This window comes from Vreelandella halophila (assembly GCF_019903425.1).
In the GTDB taxonomy this organism is placed as follows: domain Bacteria; phylum Pseudomonadota; class Gammaproteobacteria; order Pseudomonadales; family Oleiphilaceae; genus Halospina; species Halospina halophila.
In genome coordinates, this window is the sequence record NZ_JACHUZ010000013.1 from 1,363,671 (window position 1) to 1,390,424 (window position 26,754).

Here is a 26,754-nt window from a genome sequence, read left to right on the forward strand (position 1 = left end):
CTGGTACCGTTACGTTCGCACCGAAATCGGCGGCCCGCTGGCCGCCCCTCACTCCCGTTGATGGACAGCCAAGCCCATGAGCCAACGCAGTGATTACAACGCCGATTCCATTGAAGTCCTGAAAGGGCTGGACCCGGTGCGCAAGCGCCCGGGCATGTACACCGACACTTCCCGCCCGAACCATCTGGCCCAGGAGGTCATCGATAACAGCGTGGACGAGGCGCTGGGTGGCCATGCGAAGCGGATTGATGTGGTTCTGCATGCCAATGGCCGCCTGTCGGTGACCGATGATGGTCGTGGCATGCCGGTTGATGCCCATCAGGAAGAGGGCATTCCGGGGGTGGAGCTGATCATGACCCGGCTGCATGCCGGCGGCAAGTTCAACAAGGCCAACTACCAGTACTCCGGGGGCCTGCACGGTGTGGGTGTTTCCGTGGTCAACGGCCTGTCCATGGAACTGGAGGTGCTGATCCGGCGGGACGGCAAGCTGCACCGGATCCGTTTCGAGCATGGTCACAAGGTCGAGGATCTGAACGTCATCGACACCGTGGGCAAGCGCAATACGGGCACCACCCTGAGTTTCCTGCCGGACCCGGATTATTTCGAGAGCCCGAAATTCTCGATTCCCCGCCTGCGCCATAACCTTCGCGCCAAGGCCGTGCTGTGCCCCGGTCTGACGGTAACCCTGCTGCAGGAGGAAACCGGCGAGAAGGATGAATGGTATTACGAGGACGGGCTCACCGATTACCTGAAAACCGCCCTGGCGGACCGGGAATGCCTGCCCCAGGAGCCGTTTACCGGCGAGATCAGTGGCAATACCGAGATGGTGAGCTGGGCGCTGCAGTGGCTGCCCGAAGATACCGAGATGGTGGCCGAGAGCTACGTGAACCTGATTCCGACCACCCAGGGCGGCACCCATGTGAACGGCCTGCGCACGGGCCTGCTTGAGGCATTGCGCGAGTTCTGTGAACTGCACAACCTGCTGCCGCGCGGGGTCAAGCTGACGCCGGATGACATCTGGGAACGCTGCAGCTACGTGCTGTCGTTCAAGATGCAGGAGCCGCAGTTCTCCGGCCAGACCAAGGAGCGCCTGTCCTCGCGGGAGGCGGCCAGCTTCATCTCCGGCGTGGTCAAGGATGCCTTCAGCCTCTGGCTGAACCAGCACACGGATATTGCCGAGGCGCTGGCGGAGTTCGTGATCGGCAATGCCCAGCGCCGCCTCAAGGCTTCACGCAAGGTGCAGCGCAAGAAGATCACTTCCGGTCCGGCGTTGCCGGGCAAGCTGGCGGATTGCACGGGTACCGATCCGGCCCAGTCGGAGCTGTTCCTGGTGGAGGGCGACTCCGCCGGCGGTTCTGCCAAGCAGGCGCGTGACCGCGAATACCAGGCGGTCATGCCGCTGCGCGGCAAGATCCTCAACACCTGGGAAGTGGACTCCGGGGAAATTTTCAGTTCCCAGGAGGTGCACGACATCGCCGTGGCCATTGGCGTGGATCCCGGCTCCGGGGACCTGGCCGGCCTGCGCTATAACCGGGTCTGCATCCTGGCGGATGCGGACTCGGACGGCATGCACATCGCCACGCTGTTGTGTGCCCTTTTCGTCAAACACTTCCGGCCCCTCGTGGAGTCGGGGCACATCTTCATGGCCATGCCACCGCTGTATCGCATCGATCTGGGCAAGGAGACCTTCTACGCCCTGGACGAGCACGAGAAGCAGGGCATCATCGACCGCCTGGCGGCGGAAAAGCGCAAGGGGAAAATCCAGACCCAACGCTTCAAGGGCCTTGGCGAGATGAACCCGCTGCAGCTGCGTGAGACCACCATGGCACCGGACACACGGCGTCTCGTTCAGCTTTCACTGAGTCCGGATGATGGTACCGATGATCGGATGGACATGCTGCTGGGCAAGAAGCGCGCCGCGGACCGGCGCACCTGGCTGGAAGAGCACGGCAACGAGGCCGAGGTCGTGGGCTGACCCCGGACCGCTGCCGGCGGGTCAGCCGTCGAAGCGGCGGAAGACCAGAGTAGCGTTGGTGCCGCCGAAGCCAAAGCTGTTGCTCATGACCAGCGGCAGATCCACGTTCTCCTTCAGTTCACGCAGGATGGGGTAGCCCTCGGCGCCCTCATCGAGGTTCTCGATGTTGGCGGACGGCGTGATGAAGCCCTCGCGCTGCATGATCAGCGTATAGACCGCCTCGTGTACCCCTGCGGCCCCCAGTGAGTGCCCTGTAAGCGGCTTGGTGGAGCTGACCGGAGGCATGTTGTCGCCTGTCACCTTGTGGATCGCGTCCAGTTCGACCACGTCCCCGGTGGGCGTGCTCGTGCCGTGGGTGTTGATGTAGCTCAGCGGCTCATCGATGCCCTTCATTGACTGCTGCATGCAGCGGACAGCCCCTTCGCCCGAGGGCGCGACCATGTCCGCGCCGTCGGAGGTGGCACCGAAGCCAACCAGCTCCCCAAGGATGTTGGCACCACGCGCCTGGGCGTGCTCCAGCGACTCAAGCGCCATCACGCCCCCGCCACCGGCGATCACGAAGCCGTCACGGTCCGCATCATAGGTGCGCGAGGCTTTCTCGGGGGTATCGTTGTACTTGGTGGACAGTGCGCCCATGGCGTCGAACAGCACGGTCAGGGTCCAGTGCAGGTCCTCGCCGCCGCCGGCGAACATCACGTCCTGGCGCCCGAGGGCGATCAGGTCGGCCGCGTGGCCGATGCAGTGGGCGCTGGTGGCACAGGCGGAGGTGATGCCGTAGTTCACGCCCCGGATGCCGTAGGCGGTGGCCAGGTTGGCATTGATCGCAGAACCCATGGTCCGTGGCACACGATAGGGGCCTACCCGCCGGATGCCTTTCTCACGGTGGGTGTCGATCGAATCCATGAGTTCCACGGTCGAGGCGCCACCGGTGCCCATGATCAGGCCCGTGGTGTCCGCCTTGATGTCCTTCTCCGTCAGGCCAGCCTGCTCCACGGCTTCCTGCATCGCCATATAGGCGTAGGCGGAGGCGGGGCACATGAACCGGTAGAGCTTGCGATCGATGTGCTCCTTCGGGTCGATATGGATACCGCCCCAGACATGGCTGCGGAGCCCGTTGTCCCGGGCCTCTTCGCTGAGCTCAATGCCCGAACGGACCTGGCGCAGGGAGTCGGTGACTTCCCGCTGGTTGTTGCCCAGGCTGGAGATGACCCCCATCCCGGTAATCACGACACGTCTCATTGCTAGTCTCTGCCTCAGAAGTTTTCCGTGGATGTGAAAAGCCCGACGCGCAGGTCCTTCGCGTGGTAGATGGGGCGCCCATCCACTGAGACGACCCCGTCGGCAATGCCCATGGTAACACCACGCCGGACGATGCGTTTGATGTCGAGCTGGTAGCGCACCAGCTTGTTCGAGGGTAGCACCTGGCCGGTGAATTTCACTTCACCACAACCCAGCGCCCGCCCGCGACCCTGGCCGCCAGTCCAGGCCAGGTAGAAACCGGTTAGCTGCCACAACGCATCCAGGCCAAGGCAGCCCGGCATGACGGGATCGCCCTTGAAGTGGCAGTCGAAGAACCAGAGATCCGGATCAATATCCAGTTCTGCGATCAACTGACCCTTGCCATACTCACCGCCCTCATCACTGATGTGGGGAATCCGGTCCAGCATCAGCATCTGGTCGACCGGCAGCCGCATGTCGCCTTCGAAGAGTTCGCCTCTTCCGCAGCGTTCCAGGTCGGCTTTGTCAAATTGGGCCACTGTCATGGCGATCTCCTGAGAATTACAACTATTACGGTAACAGACTATCGTGCGGATTGCTTGATACTCTGTTCCCACACTTTGACTGCACGTGTGAAAGCATAAAGCTAACACGTGTTCGCTTTGCGGGGGAATCGCTGTTACTGGTTGATTTGATGCCGGGAATACTCAGTATCCGGGGCTTTCACCGGTAAGAATGTCGCAGCACAGTACCAGCTTGTGCTCTCCGTAGACGAATGCACGAGACAGGGTTATGCACATGTGTGCGCCGGTTGCCGAAAGATAGGGCCGGGTGATCTGGAGTTCGCCGGGGTAGCGCAGGGCGCGGCGCAGATAGTGCTGTCGGTACCAGTCCGCCTGGGCGGTATTCTCCAGTGGCCGGAAACGCGGATCCAGACGGTGGGCACTCTCCGGCGAAAGCAGGCTGTCGTGGACCTGGACACCGTCATCCCCGATGAGGTAGCAGCGCGATACGGTGTGGTGATTGACCAGGGTGGCACAGGCCTGCTCAAACCCGGTGCCCGCCTGGAGGGCGCTGATCACCCGTTCAAAACGGTGGCTGAAAAAGCTGGTGATCGTCTGGGTCGGGTCGGACTGCTGCTGTTTATCCTGCTTGTATTCATCCAGCAGTGTATCGAAATCAGCGGCACTCTGAACGGCGCTGCCCAGCTCGGTGGTCGGCCGGTGGAAGTAGAAGCCCTGAACGAAATCCACGCCCGCGTCCACGGCGATAAGGGCCTGTTCGCGGGACTCAACACCTTCCATCAGCACCAGGCAGCCGGACTCGTGCAGCAGTGAGACAATGCCCTTGAGGATCTGTCGGGTGCGTTTATCCTCAGTCGCCCGGGCGAGCATCTGGCGGTCCAGCTTGACGATGTCCGGACGCAGGTTCCAGATGCGTTCAAAGTTCGAATGGCCTGCGCCGAAATCATCAATGGCAGTGAGACAGCCCAGTGAGCGGTAGTATTCCACCGTGCGGCGCAGGAGGGCCGGGTCGTCACTGGGCTTCTCGACGATCTCCACCACCACGCGGTGGGCGGGGAAGCCGGAATCCTGCAGCAGTCGGCCGAAGAAGGCATCCGACTGCATGCCGTTGGCCATGCACTGCGGTGAGACGTTGAGAAAGAGCCAGTTGATCTCGTCCGAAACATTTTGGAAATTGCGCACATGCAGTGCGCGGCACAGGCGGTCCAGGAGCAGGTTTGAGGGATGATCCTCGGCAAGCTCGAAAAGGTGGGGCGGCAGGACTGGCGACGCGTCGTTGTCGAAAGCGCGTATCAGGGCCTCGTAACCGACGATCCGCTTGTGCGAGATGCTGAAGATGGGCTGGAGCGCGGTGCGCAACAGCAGCCCCTCATAGCGCCCGACCCAGCAATGCTCATCAGCTGTCGGAGACAGCAGGGCGCTGACACGCTCAAGATCGCTCACTGAACTGCTCTGGTCGAGTGGTGGCATGGCCCTTGCTGCACTATGAACAACGTCCCGTTTTTATGGCCCTCCTCCAGACAGGCATAGCGGATTGTGCCAATTTAATCAACGTAATGACATCCCCCGGCACCAAACAACGTTAAAACTTCCAGGTATGGTCAGATTTTCTGAAGGTCAGTGACAGAACTTTTCGGTTTCGCGAGCTCCAGGCAGGGGCTAGGCTGGAATCACTCCACTTTTCAGGAGGCAGGGAGCAATGAAGTGGCGCAATACACGGTCGCGTTGGGGGATTGTCAGCGTCGGCCTGCACTGGCTGATGGCGCTGGCCGTCATTGGGCTTTTCGCAGTGGGGCTCTATATGGTGGATCTCGGGTACATGGATCCACTGCGCAATGTGCTGCCGGACTGGCACCGCAGCATTGGGCTGCTGCTGGGCGCGGCTCTTGTGCTGCGGCTGCTGTGGCGGTTCGTCTCACCCCCGCCAGCACCGGTGCCCGAACACACGAGAATGGAGCATCTCAGCGCCCACGCCGTGCACTGGCTGATGTATGGGCTGATGCTGGCCATGGTGGTCAGTGGCTACCTGATCTCCTCCGCCGACGGGCGCGAAGTGGCCGTCTTCGACTGGTTCAGCGTGCCTGCTCTCACAGGCAATGTGCAGGGGATGGAGGATCTGGCCGGTGACTGGCATCGCTGGCTTGGCTGGACCCTGGTCATCCTTGCTGGCCTGCATGGGCTGGCCGCTTTGAAACATCATTTCTGGGATCGTGACGACACGCTTCGGCGAATGCTGTGCATGAAGCTGCGCCAGTCGCGATCCCCGGACAGGCAGTAAACACCACACAGAAGGAGAATACCATGAATCGGACAACCATGACCCGCAGCTTCCTTGCATCGGCAGTGACCGTGGCGATGTTCGGTGCCGGCCAGGCACTGGCCGCAGATCCCAGTGGCACCTATGAATTCGATCGGGAAGGCCAGCACCAGTTCATCCAGTTCCGCATCAGTCATCTTGGTTTCAGTACCCTTTACGGGCGCTTCAATGATTTTGATGGCAGCTTTGAATACGACGCGGACAATCCGGAGGACTCCTCCGTTCAGGTCACCGTCGATACCAGCAGCGTGGATTCCAACCACTCTGAGCGTGACAAGCACCTGCGGGAAGAGGACTTCCTGTATGTGAGCGAGTATCCGGAGGCCACCTTCGAGAGCACGTCCGTTGAGATGGAAGGTGAGGATACCGCCACGGTAACCGGTGATCTGACCCTGCGTGGCGTCACCCGTGAGATTGATCTGGAGATGGAGCTGATCAACCACGGTGAGGATCCTTGGGGCAACTACCGCATGGGCTTAGAGGGCACAACGACCCTGACGCTGGAGAATTACGGGATCGACTATGATCTGGGACCGCAAGCAGAGGAAGTGACCCTGATGCTCTCCGTGGAAGGCATACGTCAGTGACGACGGCGTGACCGCTCATCGGTGGCGCCTTCATGGCGGGGGCGCCGCTGGTGTCGGGTCCAGAACAGATTCAGGAACACCAGCACGCTTACGCCCAGACTGGTGAGCCCGTACAGGCGCAGATCCACCAGAGCGCCAGCCCACATGTATTCCACTACAATGATCAGCACGAAGGTGACAAGGCCCACCATGAGTCCCTGGGCCGCAGCCCGGCGCGCAGCGCGTATTCGACTCGATGCCATAAGGGGTATCGGTTCCACCGTGATATCAGGATCGTCGCTGAAGGTGGATTCACGTTAGCCCCGGGTGCTCCCTGCCCACTATTCGGGAAATCCACTACCGCTGGTTTGGAGTCCGGCGCAAGCCTCCCTATAATGGCGCTTTGCCCGAAAAGGGCACCCACCCATGACGGAACACAGAGGGCCTATGCCGGAATTCGAGACCACCGACGAGGGCTATGAGCGCGTCGCGCTGCGGGATTATACGGAGAAGGCGTATCTGGACTATTCCATGTACGTCATTCTCGATCGCGCCCTGCCGCAAATCGGTGACGGCCTCAAGCCTGTCCAGCGTCGGATCGTCTACGCCATGTCCGAGCTCGGCCTGTCGGCCACCGCCAAGTACAAGAAGTCCGCGCGCACTGTGGGCGATGTGCTGGGCAAGTTCCATCCCCATGGTGATTCGGCCTGCTACGAGGCCATGGTGCTCATGGCCCAACCCTTTTCGTACCGTTACCCGCTGGTGGACGGCCAGGGCAACTGGGGCAGTCAGGATGATCCCAAGTCGTTCGCGGCCATGCGTTACACCGAGGCACGGCTGGCGAAGTTCTCCGAGGTGCTGCTCAGCGAGCTGGGTCAGGGCACGGTCGACTGGCAGCCGAACTTCGACGGTACCCTGAACGAGCCCGCTACCCTGCCGGCACGGGTACCGCATGTGCTGCTCAACGGCACTACTGGCATTGCCGTGGGTATGGCAACGGACATCCCGCCGCACAACCTGCGGGAGGTGACTTCCGCCTGCATTCGGCTTCTGGACGAACCCGGGGCGGACGTGGACGCCCTCTGCGAGCATATCCAGGGGCCCGACTTCCCGGCGGGCGCGGCCATCGTCTCCTCCCGTGAGGACCTGCGCCAGCTCTACCGCACCGGGCGTGGCACCCTGCGCATGCGCGCCCGCTGGCAGCTGGAGGGGAGCGACATCGTGATTACGGCGATGCCGCACCAGGTTTCCGGGAACCGGATCATGGAGCAGATCGCGCAGCAGATGCAGCAGCGCAAGTTGCCCATGGTGACCGACCTGCGCGACGAGTCCGACCACGAGAACCCGGTGCGGATGGTGATCTCGCCGCGCTCCAACCGGGTGGATACGGACGGGCTCATGGAGCACCTGTTCGCCAGCACGGACCTGGAAAAGAATTACCGCATGAACCTCAATGTCATCGGGCTGGACGGGCGTCCACGGGTCAAGGATGTGCGTGGGTTGTTGTCCGAATGGCTGGAATACCGCCACGAGACCGTGCGCCGCCGGCTCGAGCACCGCCTGGGCAAGGTGACGGCCCGCCTGCACATCCTGGAGGGGCTGCTTGTTGCCTACCTCAACATCGATGAGGTGATCCAGATCATCCGCGACGAGGACAAGCCCAAGCCCGTGCTGATGGACCGCTTCGGGCTCTCGGATGAACAGGCCGAGGCCATCCTGGAACTCAAGCTGCGCAATCTCGCCAAGCTTGAGGAGATGAAGATCCGTGGCGAACAGGATGAGCTGAAGGAGGAGCGTGACAGTCTCCAGGCCACCCTCGGTTCCGAGGACCGCATGCGCGAGCTGATTAAATCCGAACTTGAGGCCGATGCCGAGGCCTTCGGCGACGACCGGCGCAGCCCCATTGAGGCCAAGGGCGAGGCGAAGGCCTTCAGCGAGACAGACCTGGTCTCCGGGGATCCGGTGACCGTGGTGCTTTCCGAGAAGGGATGGATCCGGGCGGCCAAGGGGCACGATGTCGACCCCACCGGGTTCAGCTACAAGGCTGGAGACCGCTTCGCCCTGGCGGCACGCGGGCGCAACAACCAGCAGGCGCTGGTGCTCGACACCACCGGGCGCAGCTACGCCCTCAATACGCACACGCTGCCCTCGGCGCGGGGCCAGGGCGAGCCGCTGACCACCCGCGTCAACCCGCCCACGGGGGCCGGCTTTGCCGGTCTCATGATGGCTGGCGAGGGGCGGGTACTGCTCAGCACCACGGCCGGTTACGGGTTTATGACGCCGCTGTCATCACTGGTCAGCCGCAACCGCAACGGCAAGGCGGTTCTCAACGTCCCCCAGGGTGCCAGCATACTGCCGCCGCAGCGGGTGCGCGAGGGCGACAGCGTCTGGCTGGCGGCGGTCTCCAGTGAAGGTCGTATGCTGATCTTCCCGCTCAGTGAGCTGCCCGAACTGGGCAAGGGCAAGGGCAACAAGATGCTCGGTATCCCTCCGGCCCGGGTTAAAAGTGGTGAGGAATCCATGGTGGCGGTCACCACCTTCTCGGAGCGGGACCGGCTGGTGCTGCACGCCGGAAAGCGCCATCTGACCCTGCGCTTCAGTGACCTCGACCACTACCGGGGCGAGCGCGGCCGGCGCGGCCACAAGCTGCCGCGCGGGCTCCAGCGGGTCGACCGTATGGAAGTCATTGAATACGACAACGCCGGGGAGGCGTCTTCAGCGGATGAGTGAACTGGTACTGATCAATGTCTCCGGGCGCGACAAGCCCGGTCTTACGTCCGAGATCACCGGCATCATGGCGCGCTTTGATGTGCGCATACTGGACATCGGGCAGGCCGTGATCCACGACCACCTGACCTGGGGCATCCTTGCGGAGATTCCCGAGGAAAACAACGCCCCACAGGTGTTCAAGGAGCTGCTGTTCCGTATCCATGAGCTGGACCTGCAGGTGCGCTTCGAGCCCATCACCGAGGAGGCCTACGGGGAGTGGGTCCAGGGCAAGGGGCGCGGCCGCTATGTGGTCACTCTGATGGCGCGGGACATCACCGCGGACCAGATTGCCCGGGTTTCCAGCATTACCGCGCAGCACGGGTTGAATATCGATAACATTGCCCGTCTTTCCGGGCGCACGAGCCTGGAGCGCAGCGACCGCATCGCCTGTGTGGAGTTCTCCGTGCGCGGCACGCCCCAGGATCTGGAAGTGCTGCGCTCGGACTTCCTGCATATCGCCACGGATCTGAACGTGGACATCGCCTTCCAGGAGGATTCCATCTATCGGCGCAATCGCCGGCTTGTGGTGTTCGATATGGACTCGACCCTGATCGAGGCGGAGGTGATCGATGAGCTGGCCGCCGAGGCGGGCGTGGGCCACAAGGTGGCGGAAATCACCGAAAGGGCGATGAAAGGGGAACTGGACTTCAGCCAGAGCTTCCGAGAACGGGTGGCGCTGTTGGAAGGGATGGAGGAGTCCGTGCTCGAGCGCGTGGCGGAGCGGCTGAAACTAACCGAGGGCGCCGAGCGGCTGATCAATACGCTGCGTAACCTGGGCTACCGCACCGCCATCCTCTCGGGTGGGTTTACCTATTTCGCGCGGCATCTGCAGCAGCGTCTCAATATCGACTACGTCTACGCCAATGACCTTGAGATCCAGGATGGCCGGGTGACCGGGGAAGTTCCCGGGCGGATCGTGGATGGTCAACGCAAGGCGGAACTTCTGGAGCAGATCGCGGACGAGGAACGCATCCGCCTGGAACAGGTGATTGCCGTGGGCGATGGCGCCAACGACCTGCCCATGCTGAGTAAGGCCGGATTGGGCGTGGCCTTCCGGGCCAAGCCCTTGGTGAAGGAATCCGCCCGCCACTCCATCTCCACCCTGGGGCTGGATGCGATCCTGTATCTGCTCGGGTATCGGGAATCCGACAGGGCGCCGGACCTGGTGGCCATGAACCGGGACCAGTAGAAGCGCCTGTTCGCGCTTCTCAGTCCCCCTCGCCGAAGTCGTAATCCATGTCCGGCGTCGGCGCCTGCAAATAGTAACCCTGAATGTAGTTGACGCCCGCCTGCCAGATGGTGGCCAGCACGGAGGCACTCTCGACCAGGGGCATGACTGTCAGCCGACCCTGCTGATGCAGGCTCTGGATCATTTCCTTCACCGTCTGGCGTGCTTCCTCGTTTTTCTGGATTTCGTCAGTGTAGGAGCCATCCAGCTTCACGTAGCCCACGTCCAGATGCTTGAGGGTGTTGAAGGGATTCAGTGCACCCCCGAAGTGGGTGATGGACAGCGAGCAGTGGAGTTCCCGCAGCGCATTGCAGAAATCCCGCGCCTGCTTGAGGTAGGTGGTGGCATCGCGCTCGGCGATCTGGAAAATCAGTGAATCCCCCGGCAGCCTTGCAGCCTTCAGGGCCACGCCCAGCCATGACGGGAAGGTCTGGTCCTGGATGGTTTCCGCGGTCACGTTCAGGAACAGCCGGGTCTCGTGCCCCTTGGAGCGGTGGCTGGCCAGCTGCTTAATGGTCTGAAGGACCACCCAGCGGTCGATCTTGGCGGCCGTGTTCACCGGGCCACCCGGAGGCAGGAAGTCGTAGGGGGAGACCTCTTTGCCATTCTCATCCAGCATCCGCACAAAGGCTTCGTAGTGCTCCTCGCCCTCGCCGCGCAGGTTGATGATGGGCTGGAACAGGAGCTTGAACTGGTCGTTGTCGAGCGCCTGCTGGATGGCGTCGGCGGTGCCGTCCGGGCTGCCATGGGATTGCAGCTGGGGTTCGTAGACGTTGATGCCGTTACCACCTTTATGGCCTTCCTGCTGGCGGACCTCGTCCGCTGCGGTGTGGGCACGCCCCACCAGATCCTCCGTCTGCGGGGCGTTTTCGGTGATCGCGGCAATACCGATGCTGACCGTCAGCTGCAGGGTGCGGGCGGAAACGTCAAACAGGTGATCCTCAACCCGTTTTCGGAGCGTCTCGGCGACCTCCTTCATGCTCTCAACCGTGTCCTGGGGACCGAGGATGCAGAAGGCGTCGTCACTGAGTCGCGCCACCACCTGGTTTTCCCCGGCGCAGGCGGCGATGAGTCCGGCCATGTCACCGATCACCAGGTCCGCTCCGGAGATGCCGATCTGGGTTTTCTTGTGCACGAACTCATCCAGGGCGATGTAGGCCAGTGCTGCATCCGAGCTGTCCTTCTGGACCCGGGCGATAGTCTGGGAGAGGACCTCCATGAGGTGGTGGCGGTTATAGAGCCCGGTGAGCACGTCCTTGCTGCTGATCTCCCGGAGCTTTTCGGCCAGTTCAGCACTGTCCTGGACGGGGCGGGCCACGATCTGGATGCAGGGCTCGCCATCATAGGTGGCAGCGGAGAGTTCGGCAGTGACCTCGATGGTTTCGCCGTCCGGGCGCTCGATGGTGACAGTGAGCGGTTCCTGTAGTTCCTCGCCTTCGCGGAACTGCTTCATGGCTTCCTTGAAGAGCTGCTGGCTGTCGCTTTCAAGGGTGTCCAGCACCGGCAGGGCCAGCAGATCGTCGGGGTCCTCATAGCCCAGCAATTCCAGATAGGATTGGTTGGCGTAGACGTGCAGGCCGTCATTGATGTAGGCAATGGCGTCCTTGGAGCTTTCCAGCAGCAGGTGGCAGCGCTGCTCCGCATCCCGCAGGTGGCCGGAGAGGGATCGGCGTTGCCGGCGCTCACCGAGATTGGCCAGCTCCCGGTCGATGATCTGGCGCAGTAGGGTGCTGTTGTCGAAGGACACCGCATCCTGGGCGCCACGCTCCATGATGGCACTGCGGCGGTCCCCATCCTCGCTTGCGGTCATGAGGATTGTAGGCAGGTCCCGGTCCTGGCGCCGGATCTGGTCGAGCGCTTCTTCCGGTGACGGTTCCTGTTCCGCATCCCTGATGAGCATCAGGTCCCAGGTGCCACTGCCGAGGGCTTCCTGTAGGTCTTCCGGCGAGGTGACCCGGTGAGCCCTTGTGGCACGCCCGGCATTGCGCAAAAGGCTCACGACCTGCTCCGCGTCATTCTGGGATGGGTCCAGGAGCAGCAGGTGGATGGTTTCAGTCTTCTGGGGCATGATGCCGCGCGAACTCCCTGAATTGATTGCAGGCCACAGTTTTACAGCGATTGCCAGAGTGAAGCAAAGTCATCGTCGTCACTGGTGCTGGACTGGCCCTGGCCGGATGGGCCACGGAAGCGCAGCTCGAACTGACTGATGCTGCTGGTGGCGGACACACGTCGGCTGAGCTGGGCGGCCTCCTGCTCGCCGTCGCGAAGCAGCGTGATGCGGTGCCCGGTCTGGAAGGGCATGCGTGGTGTGAGCAGGGTTGCTGGCTGGCCAATGGCGCTCAGCTCGGGCAGCAGCAGCCCCCGAAGGAATTCGCTGCTGCTGCCGCTCTTGTTATCGAGGCGCAGCGCGCAGGGCATGGCGCCGGGTCCCAGCAGCTCAATGCCAAGCTGGGCTCTCTGCTGGCCTCCCTGGCGGATCCATCGGATCAGGGCGACGCTCCAAGGGTGATCGCGATTCTCCCTTACCCCCAGGATCTCGCCCGTCTGCAGGCTTGCCGGCATTTCCGTATTCCAGTTGATGCAGTAGCCGCCGGGGCTGGTGTTCTCAAGGCTGACTTCGTAGAGCGGATAGGCACGCTCACTCTCGCCGGCCATATCACCGCCGGAGCCCCGGAAATTGATCGGCGCATCCGGCGGGGTCATCGATTCCTGGCGACCCGCATCGAAGGCACTGGCCCAGGGGTCATTGCGCCGCTGCGCGGCGCCGAGGAAGGCGTTCTCGCCGGAGTCCGCGTCCTGGCTGTCCACGAACTGGTTGAAGGTCACCTGGCCGGCGGAAAAATAGTGTACCGAGGTCATGCCAACTGCTACTTCCAGGATGCCGGAGCTCTCGATGCGCCTGTAGGAGCGTTGGGTCAGAACCCCCAATGCCCGGCCCAAGTGCATGAGCAGTGCATCACTGACTTTTACGGGCAGTTCCGGGGCGTCTGCCGCGGGGGTAGCGCCTCTGCTGTCCGCCAGGGCGGCCAGGCCCTCCGCAAGTTCGGTGCTGTCGAAACCGATATGCTGTGCGCTCAGCGGGGTGCGGAGCAGGTTGCGGTAGGTCGGGGGCGCATCCTGGCCCAGGTTGATCACAAAGAGCGCGTCATTCATGCCGCGCTGGAGGATCCGGGTATGGCCGGTCCAGCACTCAAACAGGCTGTACACTTCCGCCAGTTCCTTCTGACGGAGTTGGTTCGGTCGGCAGCAGCCGAGCAGCAGCAGGCGTTTGTAGGCGTCCTCAACAGTGGTCTGGCGGTGGTACTGGTTGACCGGGTCCTCAATGGCAATGTCGGTGATCTGCATTGACAATGCCCAGCTGAAGATCTGGTGGGCCTCGTACCAGGTGGCGGCCGGGCTCGGCGCGTACAGTTGGCTGGCCCGCAGCAACGTGCTGCCGAGGCTGGAAATGGCCCGGTGGCAGGCTTTGGCATTGGCCATCTTCTGTTTGTCCGGGTTGGGGGCTTCCGCCAGCTGGCCCACGACGATCTTGTAGCCCGTGGCCAGGTGGCGCTGCAGGGCCTGCGCCAGGTTGGCGACCTTGCGCTGCTTTTCCGTCAGGGCGATGGAGCGCCCCAGAAAATGCTGGGAGAGCTGATCGCAGATGAAGTTAAGTTGCGGGCGCAGTTGGCCCAGGAGCTTCATTCTCAGGGCCGGGTTGATGTCGAGCTGGTTAAGCTCGATGGCGGCATGGTAGAGCTGGCGCGCTGATTCCCCCACATTGGCGATCGGCAGCCCGTCCACCCATTCCCTGAAAGCACGCGGAGACGCCTCGCAGAAGGAGAGACTGGTGAGCTTCTGTTCCGGAAGCGTGAGATCCGGCTTTCCTGCTTTGCCCGCCATTGATCGTTACCGCTGGTTTCTGGGTGTCCGCTTACAATACAAGTCCAGGGTAGTGAGAATAGCAAGCGCAACAGGGTTTTGCCGTTGATTTGACAACGACTTTAAAGATTCAGGGGCTGCTTGGCCTGCTGGCCGGGGACTTCACGTACCAGTTTCGGCACCAGAAAACCGGGCAGCCGCTCCAGCAGGGTCCGGGTCAGTGCCCGAGCCCTCTCATCGCCGGGGTCATAGTGTGCGGCGCCGGCGATAGGGTCAAAGGCATGCAGATAGTAGGGCAGGACGCCGCACTCGAACAGCCGCTCGCTGAGTTGTTCCAGGGTGTCGGCGTTATCATTGATCCGGCGCAGAAGAACCGCCTGGTTCAGCAGGGTGGTGCCAGTGTCTGCCATGGCCTTGAGCGCGGCATGGACGTCGTCGTCGATTTCCGCCGGATGGTTGATGTGCACTACGACCACCTTCTGCAGGGGTGTTTCACCGAGCCACTCCAGCAGTTCGGCATTCACACGCTGGGGGATGACCACGGGGAGCCGGGTATGAATACGCAGGCGGCGCACATGGTCGATGCCGGCCACTGCCGCCGCGAGCCGGGCCAGGAGGCGGTCCGGACTGGCGAGCGGGTCGCCGCCGCTGAAGATCACCTCGTTGATGGCCGGGTCGGCATCGATGCGGTCGAGCGCGGCCTGCCAGTCGGAGCCGCCCAGCTGGTGTTCGTCATAGGGGAAATGGCGGCGGAAACAGTAACGGCAGTTGATGGCGCAGGCGCCGGTAACCATAAGCAGGGCACGCGAGGCGTACTTGTGCACAACCCCGGAGACGGCGCTGGCACTGTCGCCACTGACTTCCTCCAGCGGATCGCTGACATAGCCGGGCTGGTCCTCGCCTTCCTCGGGCATGGGCAGGATCTGGCGCAGCAGTGGGTCGTCCGGGTTGCCGGGCTCGATCCGCCGCAGCCAGGGTTCCGGGGCCCGGACCGGAAACTGGCGGTGGCCCGGCGTCATACCGGCAAGCATGGATTCCGGCAGCGCCAGGCGATGACACAGGGCCTCGGGCGTGGTCACCGCCTGCCCCAGCTCCTTCTGCCACCGGGGGCGGTCGCTGGCGATGGTTGTGGTTTCGACAGGCGCGTGACCGGACTGTATCATTGGCATCCCAAGTTTACTGGCAATTCGAGCGAGGCATCGATGGCGACCTATTCTACCAACGAATTCCGCGGCGGGCTGAAAGTCATGCTCGACGGCGACCCCTGCGTGATTGTTGAAAATGAGTTCGTCAAACCCGGAAAGGGCCAGGCGTTCAGCCGCGTCAAGCTGCGCAACCTGATGACCAACCGGGTCTGGGAACGCACCTTCAAGTCCGGAGAGACCCTGGAGGCGGCGGATGTGCTCGAGTTCGACATGGAGTACGTCTACAGCGACGGCGAGTTCTGGCACTTCATGAAGACCGATGGCTCCTTTGAGCAGTTCGCCGCAGACGAACGTGCCGTGGGCGATGCCGCCAAGTGGCTCAAGGAACAGGACGTCTACACCGTCACACTGTACAACGGCGCGCCGCTGAACGTCACACCGCCGGCTTTCGTGGACCTGGAAGTCGTGGATACCGACCCGGGTGTGAAGGGCGATACCGCCCAGGGCGGTTCCAAGCCGGCGACCCTGTCCACCGGCGCCGTGGTGAACGTGCCGCTGTTTATGGAAATCGGCGAAGTCATCCGCGTGGATACCCGCAAGAACGAGTACGTCTCCCGCGTCCGCAACTGATGAGCTGGCAGCCGGGCGCGACACCGGGCATGCTGCATGCCCGCGCGGCGCTTCTCCGGGATCTGCGCGGTTTCTTCGAGGCGCGCGGGGTTCTGGAGGTCCAGACTCCGGTCCTGGGGCGCCATACCGTGACTGAACCTGCCATTGAGAGCCTGCCGGTCAACGCCAACGGACTGAGCGGCTGGCTCCAGACCTCTCCTGAGTACTTCATGAAGCGCCTCCTGGCGGCCGGCTCCGGTTCCATCTACCAGATCGGGCCGGTGTTCCGCGCGGACGAGCAGGGCAGGCGCCACAATCCGGAATTCACGCTGCTGGAGTGGTACCGGGTCGGGTTCCGCCTGGAGGCGCTGGTGGATGAGGTCGCGGATCTGGTGCGGGAAGCGCTTCATGGCCCCGGGCCCCATGTCGTTGAGTACCGGGACCTGATGCGTGACCACGCTGGTGTCGACCCCTGGTCGGATGATGACGGAGTCCTGGCCGCGAGGGCCTCGGCCACCAGTGGCATTGCGGCGGCGCAACTGGATCGGGGCGAGGCGCTGGACCTGCTGATGAGCGGGTGCGTGGAGCCGGCCCTGGTTGGCAAGGGACCGGTCATCATCCAGCATTACCCGCCGGACCAGTGCGCCCTGGCCACGGTGGCCGAGGTGGGCGGCGTGCGCGTTGCCCGGCGCTTTGAGCTCTACCTGGACGGGATTGAGGTGGGCAACGCCTACGAGGAGCTGCTGGATGCGGCTACCCAGCGCGCGCGGTTCGAGGCGGATAACGAGCGTCGCCGGGCTGCCGGCCAGCCCACGCCGGAGCCGGACCCCAAACTGCTCGCGGCCCTTGAGGCGGGCCTGCCGCCGTGCAGCGGCATGGCGATCGGGGTGGATCGGCTGTTGATGCACCGGACGGGTGCGACGTCACTGGATGAGGTGATGGCCTTTTCGCTGGATCGCCTGTAGCCCTGCTCCCTCACCGGGCCTGGAACAGGGCCTCGCACAATCGAACGGGTTGTTCGGGCTTCAATTCGACCGCCGGTTCGAATGCGCCACGGGGCAGCATCAGGATAACGGTGCTGCCAAGATAGAAGCGCCCCATCTCACCGCCACGGTCAATATGGGGACCATCGTGCGTCTCGTGCTGCACGCCACGCCCGCCGGGGGGCACACGCCCGCCCCAGACGGTTTCAATGCCCGCCACGATCATGGCGCCCACCATGATCACCGCCATGGGCCCGAATTCCGTCCGGAACCAGCAGACCAGACGCTCATTCCGGGCAAACAGGCGCGGTACATTGCGGGTCGTGACCGGGTTCACCGAGAACAGGCGACCGGGAATGGCGGTGGTCTGTTCAAGCGTTCCCGCCACGGGCATATGCACCCGGTGATAGTCCTTTGGCGAGAGATAGATGGTGGCAAAGCGGCCCTGCTCGAACGCGGCCAGCTCGGATTCGGGCTGGGCGGTCAGTTCCGCCGCGGAAAAGCTCTGGCCCTTGGCCTGGAACAGGCGGCCCCGGCTGATGGTGCCGCTCTGGCTGAGGGCGCCGTCCGCCGGGCATGCCAGGGTCCGCTCATCCCCCTCGAGGGGGCGGGCGCCGTCATGCAGGGGGCGGGTAAAGAACTCGTTGAAGCTGGCGTAGGCCTTCGGATCGGGGTCCGCCGCCTCGCTCATATCCACGCCGTAGCGCCGGATAAAGCCGTTGATCAGGCGCTGGCTCAGGCCCGGGTGCCGGGAGTCCGCCACACGCCCCGCCAGGCGCGAGAGGCCATGCTGGGGCGCCAGGTGCTGGGCGGTGACGAAACCGCCATCGATCAGGGAGCGGATCATTCGATGGGGGTCTCCGTCCGGTTGCCCCATTCCGCCCAGGAGCCCGCGTAGGCGCGCACGTCGTGGTAGCCCAGGGCGCGTGCGGCGACATAGGTGAGGCCGGAGCGGTGGTGGCTCTGGCAGTGGGTGATCACCGGTTTCGAGGGCTCAATGCCGAGCGAGGTCAGGGTCTCGCGGAGCCTGTCTTCCGGCAGCAGGCGGTAGTTCCGCTCGGGATCCATGATCTGTATCCATTCCAGGTTGATGGCGCCGGGAATGTGGCCGGAGCGCGCCGCCGACTGGCGCTCGCCACGGTACTCCGCGGGGGCACGCGCATCCCAGATGGCGGTGTTACCGGCCCTGACGGCTTCCAGCACTTCCTCGAGATTCGCGGTCGTGGAGGGATCCAGGGTGATTGCGGGGCGCGAGGGTTCGGGGGCCTTCGGCACCTCGGTGCTGGTCGGGTAGCCCTCGTTGACCCAGGCGATGCGCCCGCCGTTGAGAAGGCTCCAGTTGCGGTGCCCAACGGACTCCAGGAGCCAGATGAAGCGCCCTGCCCAGCCGCCGCCCTCATCGTCGTAGGCGACCACATGATGCTCTGGTTTCAGCCCGAGCCGCCCGAGCAGCTGCTCCAGCTCCGCCTTCTCCGGCAGGAGGCCGGGCACGGGCGAAGCGGCTCCCCGGGTCTCGCGGGGATGCACGTGGATGGCGCCCGGTATATGGGCTTCGGCGTAATGTTCCGGACCGGAAAGGTCCACAATCAGCAGAGTGTCATCATTGAGGTGCTGATTCAGTGTATCCGGCTCGAGAATCATCGGCAGGGATGGCATTGGGGCCTCGGTATCGTCCGTATTCGGGCGAAGGATACCAGAGGCCCCGGGTGCGGACGAGGTTATTCGATCTCGACCAGCACCTCACCGGGGGTTACCCGGTCGCCCTTGCTGATGTGCACGGCCGCCACTGAACCGGCCACCGGGGCCTTGACCTCGGTTTCCATCTTCATGGCCTCGATGATCAGCACCGGATCGCCGGCGGCGACGCTGTCACCCTCTTTCACGAGCACATCCACGATGTTGCCGGGCATGCTGGTGGTGACATGGCCTTCTTTGGTGGCCCGGGCACGCTGGCCGCCACCCGGCGCCGACTCGCCCACGGCTTCCAGCTCGATCTCTTCGGGCACCCCGTCCACGGTCATGTAGAACCGGCGGCGGTCATCGCCACCGGGGCTCACGCCGGTGACCTGGATGTCGTAGGTCTCACCGTGCACCTGGATGCGGAACTCGGTGGGGACATGACCGGAGGCCTTCTCCGAGGGTTCCGGTTCCAGGACTTCCGGCTGCAGGGTGCCGTCACGGCGCTGTTCCAGGAAGGTCCGTGCCTGATCCGGGAACATGCCGTAGGTGAGCACGTCCTCCTCGGATTCGGCAATGTCCGAGACCTCGTCCTTCAGGTTGTGGAACTCGTTGGCCAGCAGGTTGGCCGGGCGTTCCTCGACCAGCTCTTCCTTGCCAACGGCGCGCTGCTGCAGTGTCTGATCCACCTTGCCCGGGGCCTTGCCGTACCAGCCCTGGAGGTACTTCTTCACCTCGTTGGTGATGGTGCCGTAGCGGCTCTCCGACAGCACGTTGATGACCGCCTGGGTGCCCACGATCTGGGAGGTCGGTGTCACCAGCGGCGGGTAGCCCAGCTCTTCCCGGACCTTCGGGATTTCCCGGAACACGTCCTGGATGCGGTCCAGCGCGCCCTGTTCCTTCAGCTGGTTGGCCAGGTTGGACATCATGCCGCCGGGCACCTGGGAGAGGAGCACGGTGGTGTCCACGCCGTTGTACTCGCTCTCGAACTGGTGGTACTTCTTCCGGACCTCCCGGAAGTGGCGGGCGATGCTGTCCAGCTTCTCCAGGTCCAGCCCGGTTTCGTAGCCGGCGTCATGGAGGGCGGCCACCACGGACTCGGTGGGTGGATGGCTGGTGCCGCCGGCGAACGAGGAAATGGCGGTGTCCAGGTGATCCACGCCGGCCTCCACGGCGGCCCACTGGCACATGCTGGCCATGCCGGAGGTGTAGTGGGAGTGAAGGAATATGGGCACGTCGAAACGCTGCTTCAAGCCGCTGACCAGCTCGGAGGTGGCGGCGGGCGTGAGCAGCCCGGCCATGTCCTTGATGGCGATGCTGTCCACCCCGAGATCCACCATCGCCTTCGCCTGCTCCAGGAAGGCTTCGGTGCCGTGAACCGGGCTGACCGTGTAGCAGAGGGTGCCCTGGGCGTGCTTGCCGGTTTTCTTCACGGCGCGGATGCTGGTCTCGAGGTTGCGCACGTCGTTGAGCGCATCAAAGATGCGGAAAACATCGATGCCGTTGTCCGCTGCCTTCTGCACGAAGGCCTCGACCACGTCGTCCGCGTAGTGGCGGTAACCCAGCAGGTTCTGGCCGCGCAGCAACATCTGCAGCCGGGTGTTGGGCAGGGCCTGTTTCAGCTGGCGCAGCCGCTCCCAAGGGTCTTCCTTGAGGAAGCGCACGCAGGCATCGAAGGTGGCACCGCCCCAGCATTCCAGGGACCAGTAGCCGGCCTGGTCCAGCCACTCGCAGGCAGGGAGCATGTCCTCGGTCCGCAGGCGCGTGGCGATCAGGGACTGGTGGGCGTCGCGCAGGATGACGTCGGTGATGTGGATCTTGCGTTGGCTCATGATGTTTCTCCTGATTCGGGGCTCACAGACCGGCCTGGGCGGCAATGGCCGCGGCGATGGCGGTGGCGACGGATTCGGGCCTGGACTTGGTGCTGTACTCGAGCAGTTCCGGATGGTTCTCGACGAAGCTGGTATTGAAACCGCCGGCCCGGAACTCCGGATGCTGGAGGATCTGCTGGTAGTAGGGGATGGTGGTGGTCACACCGTAGATGCTCATGTCATTCAGGGCGCGCCGGCTGCGTTCCAGCAGTTCCTCCCAGGTCAGTGCCCAGACGATCAGCTTGGCGCACATGGAGTCGTAGTGCGGCGGGATCTCGTAGCCGGTGTACATGGCCGCGTCCGTCCGCACGCCAGGGCCGCCGGCCGAATAGTAGCGGCTGATGCGCCCGAAGCTCGGCAGGAAGCCGTTCTGCGGATCCTCGGCGTTGATCCGGAACTGGGCGGCGAAGCCCCGGTAACTGATCTGCGTCTGGTCCCAGGGCAGGGGGTCGCCGGCGGCAATGCGGATCTGGGTCTTCACGATGTCCACGCCGGTGATTTCCTCGGTGATGGTGTGCTCCACCTGCACCCGGGTGTTCATCTCCATGAAGTAGAATTCGCCGCTGTCATCCAGCAGGAACTCCACCGTACCCGCGTTTTCGTAACCACAGCCCTGTGCAACACGAACCGCGAGATCCCCGATGTAGTGGCGCTGCTCTTCGGAGAGTTGCGGTGAGGGTGCCAGTTCGATCAGTTTCTGGTTGCGCCGCTGAACGGAACAGTCACGTTCGTACAGGTGGATGGCGTTGCCCTGGCGGTCGACCAGAACCTGGACCTCGATGTGGCGCGGGTTGACGATGCATTTCTCCAGGAAAACCTCGGCGCTGCCGAAAGCCTTGGTGGCCTCGGAAATGACCCGTTCGTAGTTCTGCCGCAGTTCCTTCTCGCCGTCACAGCGGCGGATGCCACGACCACCCCCGCCGGAGGTGGCCTTGAGCATGACCGGGTAGCCGATGCGCCCCGCCTGGGCAACCGCATCTTCCACGTCCTCCAGATTGCCCTCGGAGCCCGGCGTTACCGGAACCCCGGCGCGGATGGCCGTGTTCCGGGCCTCGGTCTTGTCGCCCATGGAATGGATGACTTCCGGGGCTGGGCCGATGAACTGGACCCCGCGATCCCGGCAGACGGCTGCGAGGGTTTCGTTCTCGGACAGGAACCCGTAGCCCGGGTGCAGGGCGTCGCACCCTGTCTCCACTGCCATGTTCACCACCTGGTGGGGGTTGAGATACCCCGAGAGTGGATCCTGGCTGATGCAGTGGGCCTCATCGGCCTTTTTGACATGCAGTGAATACCGGTCCGCTTCCGAGTAGATGGCGACCGCCGTAAGCCCCAGCTCCTGGCAGGCCCGGGCGATGCGCACGGCAATTTCACCCCGATTGGCGATCAGTACCTTTCTGACAGGCATAGGTCCTCTCCTCAGTCGAACTCGCCGTTGACGGCCCGGACAATCTCCGCGAAGGAGGTCGCCCGGGCCCGGCTGTCCAGCGACACCCGTACGCGTCGCGTTAGATGGCTGGCCGGGATGACCCCTCTGAGGTCAATACTACCGCCCTCGGGAGTGTCTTCAATGACAAGCATGTGCTCTTCGTGCGCCTCGTTGAAGGTGTACACCAGGTCACCGACCCGCGCGGCCTCCAGGTCCTCGATGGTGATGGCTGGCAGGCGGTCAATGGGCCGCATGATGTCGTGCACTGGGACTTCCTCCGGGGGAAGCCCCATCTCATGGGCACGGGACATGGCCTTGCGCCCGAGGACATCCTTAAGGGTGAGCAGGCCGATGCAGTCTTCCGCGGGGTTGAGGACCAGCTTGAGGGCGGAGTCGGCCATCCGCATGCGGATCTTGGCCTCACCCGCCTCGAGGTGGCCGTCAATGACCGGTGGCCGCTGCTCGCGGAAATCGATGAGCAGTGATAGGGCGGGTGCGTCGGTGCTGAGGTCGGCGTGCATCTGGGGATGCGCGATATGTTGGGCTTCCAGCGCGCGGACCGTGGGTATTGGGTGATAGGTGCTCATAGCATCACTCCTGAATCGTGATTGGACAGAATCGCCTTCAAGGCATCGTGTCGGAACGTTCAGGCGTGGTAGGGCGGGCCCTGGGGGAGTCTGGGAAAGCGGGTGAGCTGATACCGGGCCTCAAGCGCTCTGTGCGGGATGCCAGGCAGGCCTGCATGCTGTCTGGCAGGGCTGCTGATGTTAGTCAGCCGGTTCGTGACGTCTTCCGGTTCCGGTGGTGGGTTGTCGTCGGAGCCACTGGTCGTCTCGGTATATTCCGCAATGCTGAGCCCAAACGTGTCTGCAGCAGCATCGGGGACGTGGCTGACTGCCAGGGCGTTGATGATGCACAGCGCGACCAGGGCAGTCATTGTCAGTTGGGCGATGCTCGAGCGCATTGCGGAATGATCCCGGGAAAATGATTTTTATCAATGATAAGTTTACCACGCTCTGACGTTCTGGTGCGACGCTGGCGGTGTGGGCAGCTGTGCAGTTTGCGGGGGGCGCTTCTCTGGTCCAGAATTAGCGGCGGGTCGTATCCCGCACTGAGACCAGTCCAGCCAGGAGTCACGCTTACCCATGCTCATCATCATCGGCGCCGTTGTTGTCACGTTCAGCGTGCTGGTCGGGTATGTACTGCATGGAGGCAGCCTGCCCGTGCTGTGGCAGCCCACCGAGCTTCTGGTCATTTTTGGGGCCGCGTTTGGCTCTTTCCTGATCGGTAACAGCTTCCATACCGTCAAGGCCACCTTTGCGGCATGGCCCAGACTGATCATGGGGACGCCCTTCAACAAGGCGTTCAACATGGATCTTCTGAGCCTGATGTATGACGTGTTCGATAAGTCCCGCAAACAGGGCATCATGGCGATCGAAGCGGATGTGGATGATCCGGAGGAGAGTCAGATTTTTACCCGGTATCCCGCCATCATCAAGATGGAGGAGCTGCTTCATTTCATTACGGATTACCTGCGGATCATGAGTACCGGCAACATGGCAGCCCATGAGCTTGAGGGACTGATGGATCAGGAGATCGAAAAGCGTGAGGAGGAGCTCAAGGAGCCAGCGCACGCGGTTGGCGCCATTGCGGATGGCCTGCCGGCGCTGGGTATCGTGGCGGCGATTCTCGGGATCATTATCACCATGGGCTATTTGGGGGGAGAAACCTCGCAGATCGGCAGTTTGATCGGCGCCGCGCTTGCCGGAACCCTGACCGGTATCTGGGCGGCCTACGGTTATGTGGGGCCGATCAGCAAGACCATGGAGCGTCAGGTCGATGAAGAGATGAAGTGCTACGAGTGCGTGAAGAATTCACTGCTGGCCACGGTCTCGGGTCAGGCGCCTCAGATGGCCATTGAATTCGGGCGTAAGGTTCTGCCAACCGAATCGCGGCCCAGCTTCCAGGAGCTGGATGATCATGTCCGTTCGCGCTGATACCGGCGCAGGTGATTGGAACCGGAGGTAAGCGGTGGAAGATCGGCCGATCATCGTCAAGCGCGTCAAGAAAAAGGGTGGCGGACATCATGGCGGCGCCTGGAAAGTCGCGTTCGCCGACTTCGCCATGGCCCTCATGGCGTTCTTTCTGGTGATGTGGGCGATCAACCAGGCCACGCCCGAACAGAAAGAGGATATTTCGCGCTATTTCTCTGATCCGGTGGGTTACGAGGAAGGAGGTAATCCCAATCCTGTGGATCTTGGAGGCGCACCGGCTGTTACTCGCAATGAAGGGCCCAGTGATGTGGCGCCGGAGCCATTGAGCCTGAAAGAGGATCAGGTCAAGGAGATGGCAGAATCGGTGGAGCGCCGACAGACCCAAGAGCTTATGCAGGAGCTTGATCAGAAGCTTGAAGAAAGCGAGACCCTCCAGGAGTTCAAGGACCAGCTGCTGATCGACATCACGGACGAAGGTCTGAGAATCCAGATTGTGGATCGCTCCCAGCGCCCGATGTTTGACAGCGGTGGCGACGAGCTCAAGCCTTATTCGCAGGATATTCTGTTCGAGCTGGCCGAGCCGCTGGCGGAAGTCTCCAATAAGCTCAGTATCACCGGCCACACAGACAGGACGCCTTTTGCCGAACGGAATGAGCAGTACACCAACTGGGAACTGTCGGCTGATCGCGCCAACGCAGCACGCCGGACCCTGGTGGCCGGTGGTGTTCCGGAGAATCACATTGGCCGGGTCGTGGGGCTGGCCGACTCGGTCCTGTTCAACAAGGAGGAGCCGCAGGCGCCGGTGAATCGTCGCATCTCGATCATTGTGCTGACCGAGGCGGCCAGGAAAGCCATGGAGGAGCGGGAATCCGCCAATACCGCGGATGCCGAGGACCGCGAAACCATGGCCAATGATGACTGGATGGAGCGTGCACGGGAGCGCCAGGTGGACGAGTCCGAGGTCAACTGGTAGAGCGACCGGCCTCGGCCTCATCCCGGATCATCAGGTAGTGCTCCATCCGCTGTGGGTCCAGGTGCCCATTCTCCACGGCTTCCTGCAGGGCACACCCCGGCTCCTTCTCATGCCGGCAGTCCCGGAAGCGGCAATGGCCGATCCATTCCCGCACGTCCGGAAATCCATCGATTACCCTGTCCGGGTCCATGTGCCAGAGGCCGAATTCGCGGATGCCGGGTGAGTCGATGATCGCGCCGCCGTTGGCCAGGCGGTAGAGGCAGGCGGTGGTGGTGGTGTGGGTGCCTTCGCCGCGCCGTGTGAGTTCGCCGGTGCGGATCTCGGTGCCCGGGAGCCAGCGGCGGATCAGGCTTGATTTGCCGACCCCGGACTGGCCGGCGATGATGCTGGTGGCGGTGTCCGCCAGGGGATCGGGCAGGGCACTCTCGTCTTCTTCCGAGGCTGAAGTGAGCGCCACCGGGTACCCCAGGTCCCGATAGGGCGCCAGGACCTCCTCCAACAGGTCCATGCTGTCCTCGTCCAGGAGGTCGGCCTTGTTCAGCAGGATGACCACGGAAAGCCCGTGGATCTCCGCCGCCGCCAGGTAACGGTCCATCAGCGCCGGCTGGGGCGCTGGTGCCGGCGCGATGACCAGCACCAGCCGGTCGATGTTGGCGGCCATGGTCTTGAGCCGGCCGTAGCGGTCCGGGCGCTGGAGCTCGCGCTCGCGCGGCTGTCGCGCCACGACCACGGCGGTGCCGTTTTCTTCCTCGCGCCACACGATCCGGTCACCGGCGACCAGGCCGCCGAGATTGGCCCTCGCCTGGGCACGGCGTTGCACCCAATCGCCGTCGTTCGGATAGTCGATCAGGAGTTCGCCCCCGAAGTGGGCCACGACGGTGCCGTCATGGCCCACTTCGCGCGCGGCGTCCTGCCACTCTTCCTGGCGGGACTGGATGCGGCGCTGTTGCTGGTGGGAAAGGTTGCGTTTGCGGGGCACTGGGTCTTGTCTTGATGCTGTGAGAAGATGACGCCAAGCCAACAGCCTATCGGAAAAGGAGCGCATCAGCCATGGCGCAGCAGAACGACCGGGCCCAGCGACTGATCTGGATCGACCTGGAAATGACCGGCCTGGATCCGGACAGCGACCGCATCATCGAGGTGGCCACCATCGTCACCGACGCCGACCTCAACGCCCTTGCCGAAGGCCCGGTCCTGGCAGTGCACCAGTCCGATGCGGTGCTCGAGGCCATGGATGAATGGAACACCACCACCCATGGCAACTCCGGCCTGACCCAGCGCGTGCGCCAGAGCACCCTGACCGAGCGCGACGCCGAGCTGGAAACCATCGCCTTCCTGAAGGAGTGGGTGGAAGAGCGTACATCCCCCATCTGTGGCAACAGCATCTGCCAGGACCGGCGCTTTCTCGCCCGCTACATGCCGGAACTGGAAGCCTTCTTCCACTACCGCAACCTGGACGTGAGCACCGTCAAGGAACTGGCCCGACGCTGGAAGCCTGAGGCAATGGAGGGTTTTAAGAAGAAGGGAGCGCACCTGGCGCTGGATGACATCCGCGAGTCGATCGCGGAGCTGCAGCATTACCGGAAGACGTTGTTCGCGCTCTGAAGCCGTGGCTGAC

General features: G+C 63.3%; 24 protein-coding genes. 10 read left to right on the plus strand and 14 right to left on the minus strand.

Going from position 1 to position 26,754, the window contains the following annotated elements; genetic code table 11:
• Window positions 1–76: 76 nt before the first annotated feature.
• Window positions 77–1,975 (plus strand): DNA topoisomerase IV subunit B, encoded by a 1,899-nt coding sequence (gene parE, locus H4I92_RS10580; protein ID WP_077530558.1) that lies wholly within the window; start codon window positions 77–79, stop codon window positions 1,973–1,975.
• Window positions 1,976–1,996: 21 nt separating this feature from the next.
• Here parE and fabB read toward each other — a convergent pair whose 3' ends face one another.
• The 3 genes from fabB to H4I92_RS10595 all read right to left on the minus strand — a co-directional run bounded on the left by fabB (window position 1,997) and on the right by H4I92_RS10595 (window position 5,187).
• The gene (fabB, locus tag H4I92_RS10585) at window positions 1,997–3,214 is read right to left on the minus strand and encodes a beta-ketoacyl-ACP synthase I (protein ID WP_077530559.1); all 1,218 of its coding nucleotides are present in this window, start codon (window positions 3,212–3,214) and stop codon (window positions 1,997–1,999) included.
• A gap of 14 nt (window positions 3,215–3,228) precedes the next feature.
• Window positions 3,229–3,738: a bifunctional 3-hydroxydecanoyl-ACP dehydratase/trans-2-decenoyl-ACP isomerase gene (gene fabA / locus H4I92_RS10590; protein WP_077530560.1), complete on the minus strand. Its 510-nt coding sequence runs from the start codon at window positions 3,736–3,738 to the stop codon at window positions 3,229–3,231.
• A 162-nt stretch (window positions 3,739–3,900) separates the two neighbouring features.
• Window positions 3,901–5,187 carry an EAL domain-containing protein gene (locus H4I92_RS10595; RefSeq protein ID WP_077530561.1) on the minus strand — a complete coding sequence of 429 codons (1,287 nt, stop codon included), beginning with the start codon at window positions 5,185–5,187 and terminating at the stop codon, window positions 3,901–3,903.
• A gap of 229 nt (window positions 5,188–5,416) precedes the next feature.
• On the opposite strand from H4I92_RS10595, the gene H4I92_RS10600 reads away from it, so the two are divergent.
• Both H4I92_RS10600 and H4I92_RS10605 read left to right on the plus strand, forming a co-directional pair.
• On the plus strand, window positions 5,417–5,995 hold the full coding sequence (locus tag H4I92_RS10600) for a cytochrome b (RefSeq protein ID WP_077530562.1): 579 nt from the start codon (window positions 5,417–5,419) through the stop codon (window positions 5,993–5,995).
• 23 nt (window positions 5,996–6,018) lie between these two features.
• A complete protein-coding gene (locus tag H4I92_RS10605; RefSeq protein WP_218668198.1) occupies window positions 6,019–6,621 on the plus strand; it encodes a YceI family protein in 603 nt (200 codons plus the stop codon).
• Here H4I92_RS10605 and H4I92_RS10610 read toward each other — a convergent pair.
• Window positions 6,615–6,863 carry a hypothetical protein gene (locus tag H4I92_RS10610; RefSeq protein WP_143421460.1) on the minus strand — a complete coding sequence of 83 codons (249 nt, stop codon included), beginning with the start codon at window positions 6,861–6,863 and terminating at the stop codon, window positions 6,615–6,617. The genes H4I92_RS10605 and H4I92_RS10610 overlap by 7 nt on opposite strands.
• Before the next feature lie 163 nt (window positions 6,864–7,026).
• Between H4I92_RS10610 and parC the strand changes: the two genes are divergently transcribed.
• Both parC and serB read left to right on the plus strand, forming a co-directional pair.
• Window positions 7,027–9,330 carry a DNA topoisomerase IV subunit A gene (gene parC, locus H4I92_RS10615; RefSeq protein WP_245800873.1) on the plus strand — a complete coding sequence of 768 codons (2,304 nt, stop codon included), beginning with the start codon at window positions 7,027–7,029 and terminating at the stop codon, window positions 9,328–9,330.
• Entirely contained in the window at window positions 9,323–10,558 is a 1,236-nt protein-coding gene (gene serB, locus H4I92_RS10620; protein WP_077530565.1) for a phosphoserine phosphatase SerB, read from the plus strand. The genes parC and serB overlap by 8 nt, the downstream gene beginning before the upstream one ends.
• Window positions 10,559–10,577: 19 nt before the next feature.
• On the opposite strand, the gene H4I92_RS10625 is transcribed toward serB, so the two are convergent.
• From H4I92_RS10625 to epmB, 3 genes are all read right to left on the minus strand, one after another.
• Window positions 10,578–12,665, minus strand: coding sequence for an EAL domain-containing response regulator (locus tag H4I92_RS10625; protein ID WP_077530566.1), 2,088 nt, complete (start codon window positions 12,663–12,665; stop codon window positions 10,578–10,580).
• 41 nt (window positions 12,666–12,706) lie between these two features.
• A complete protein-coding gene (locus tag H4I92_RS10630; RefSeq protein ID WP_077530567.1) occupies window positions 12,707–14,479 on the minus strand; it encodes a GTPase in 1,773 nt (590 codons plus the stop codon).
• A 101-nt stretch (window positions 14,480–14,580) separates the two neighbouring features.
• Window positions 14,581–15,627, minus strand: a complete 1,047-nt coding sequence (gene epmB, locus H4I92_RS10635; RefSeq protein ID WP_143512663.1) for an EF-P beta-lysylation protein EpmB — start codon at window positions 15,625–15,627, stop codon at window positions 14,581–14,583.
• A 33-nt stretch (window positions 15,628–15,660) separates the two neighbouring features.
• Here epmB and efp point away from each other — a divergent pair, with 33 nt between their 5' ends.
• On the plus strand, window positions 15,661–16,233 hold the full coding sequence (gene efp, locus H4I92_RS10640; RefSeq protein WP_077530569.1) for an elongation factor P: 573 nt from the start codon (window positions 15,661–15,663) through the stop codon (window positions 16,231–16,233).
• Window positions 16,233–17,177 (plus strand): EF-P lysine aminoacylase EpmA, encoded by a 945-nt coding sequence (epmA, locus tag H4I92_RS10645; RefSeq protein ID WP_077530570.1) that lies wholly within the window; start codon window positions 16,233–16,235, stop codon window positions 17,175–17,177. Before efp ends, epmA begins: the two co-directional genes overlap by 1 nt.
• A 10-nt stretch (window positions 17,178–17,187) precedes the next feature.
• Here the strand turns inward: epmA and asd are convergent, their stop codons facing one another.
• The 6 genes from asd to H4I92_RS10675 all read right to left on the minus strand — a co-directional run bounded on the left by asd (window position 17,188) and on the right by H4I92_RS10675 (window position 23,133).
• Window positions 17,188–18,042, minus strand: a complete 855-nt coding sequence (gene asd, locus H4I92_RS10650) for an archaetidylserine decarboxylase (RefSeq protein ID WP_143512664.1) — start codon at window positions 18,040–18,042, stop codon at window positions 17,188–17,190.
• Complete coding sequence (locus H4I92_RS10655; protein ID WP_077530571.1) at window positions 18,039–18,851, minus strand: sulfurtransferase; 813 nt, start codon at window positions 18,849–18,851, stop codon at window positions 18,039–18,041. The genes asd and H4I92_RS10655 overlap by 4 nt, the downstream gene beginning before the upstream one ends.
• A 62-nt stretch (window positions 18,852–18,913) precedes the next feature.
• Window positions 18,914–20,704 carry a sodium-extruding oxaloacetate decarboxylase subunit alpha gene (oadA, locus tag H4I92_RS10660; RefSeq protein ID WP_077530572.1) on the minus strand — a complete coding sequence of 597 codons (1,791 nt, stop codon included), beginning with the start codon at window positions 20,702–20,704 and terminating at the stop codon, window positions 18,914–18,916.
• Between the two features lie 22 nt (window positions 20,705–20,726).
• Window positions 20,727–22,148 carry an acetyl-CoA carboxylase biotin carboxylase subunit gene (locus H4I92_RS10665; RefSeq protein ID WP_077530573.1) on the minus strand — a complete coding sequence of 474 codons (1,422 nt, stop codon included), beginning with the start codon at window positions 22,146–22,148 and terminating at the stop codon, window positions 20,727–20,729.
• A gap of 11 nt (window positions 22,149–22,159) precedes the next feature.
• A complete protein-coding gene (locus tag H4I92_RS10670; RefSeq protein ID WP_077530574.1) occupies window positions 22,160–22,756 on the minus strand; it encodes a CBS domain-containing protein in 597 nt (198 codons plus the stop codon).
• A gap of 59 nt (window positions 22,757–22,815) precedes the next feature.
• Window positions 22,816–23,133 carry a hypothetical protein gene (locus H4I92_RS10675; RefSeq protein ID WP_077530575.1) on the minus strand — a complete coding sequence of 106 codons (318 nt, stop codon included), beginning with the start codon at window positions 23,131–23,133 and terminating at the stop codon, window positions 22,816–22,818.
• Window positions 23,134–23,314: 181 nt separating this feature from the next.
• On the opposite strand from H4I92_RS10675, the gene motA reads away from it, so the two are divergent.
• Both motA and motB read left to right on the plus strand, forming a co-directional pair.
• Entirely contained in the window at window positions 23,315–24,166 is an 852-nt protein-coding gene (gene motA / locus H4I92_RS10680) for a flagellar motor stator protein MotA (protein ID WP_077530576.1), read from the plus strand.
• 34 nt (window positions 24,167–24,200) lie between these two features.
• Window positions 24,201–25,136: a flagellar motor protein MotB gene (motB, locus tag H4I92_RS10685; protein ID WP_077530577.1), complete on the plus strand. Its 936-nt coding sequence runs from the start codon at window positions 24,201–24,203 to the stop codon at window positions 25,134–25,136.
• On the opposite strand, the gene rsgA is transcribed toward motB, so the two are convergent.
• A complete protein-coding gene (gene rsgA, locus H4I92_RS10690) occupies window positions 25,126–26,115 on the minus strand; it encodes a ribosome small subunit-dependent GTPase A (protein WP_245800881.1) in 990 nt (329 codons plus the stop codon). The two genes, motB and rsgA, sit on opposite strands and share 11 nt — an antisense overlap.
• Before the next feature lie 71 nt (window positions 26,116–26,186).
• Here rsgA and orn point away from each other — a divergent pair, with 71 nt between their 5' ends.
• Window positions 26,187–26,741, plus strand: coding sequence for an oligoribonuclease (orn, locus tag H4I92_RS10695; protein WP_077530579.1), 555 nt, complete (start codon window positions 26,187–26,189; stop codon window positions 26,739–26,741).
• Window positions 26,742–26,754 lie beyond the last annotated feature (13 nt).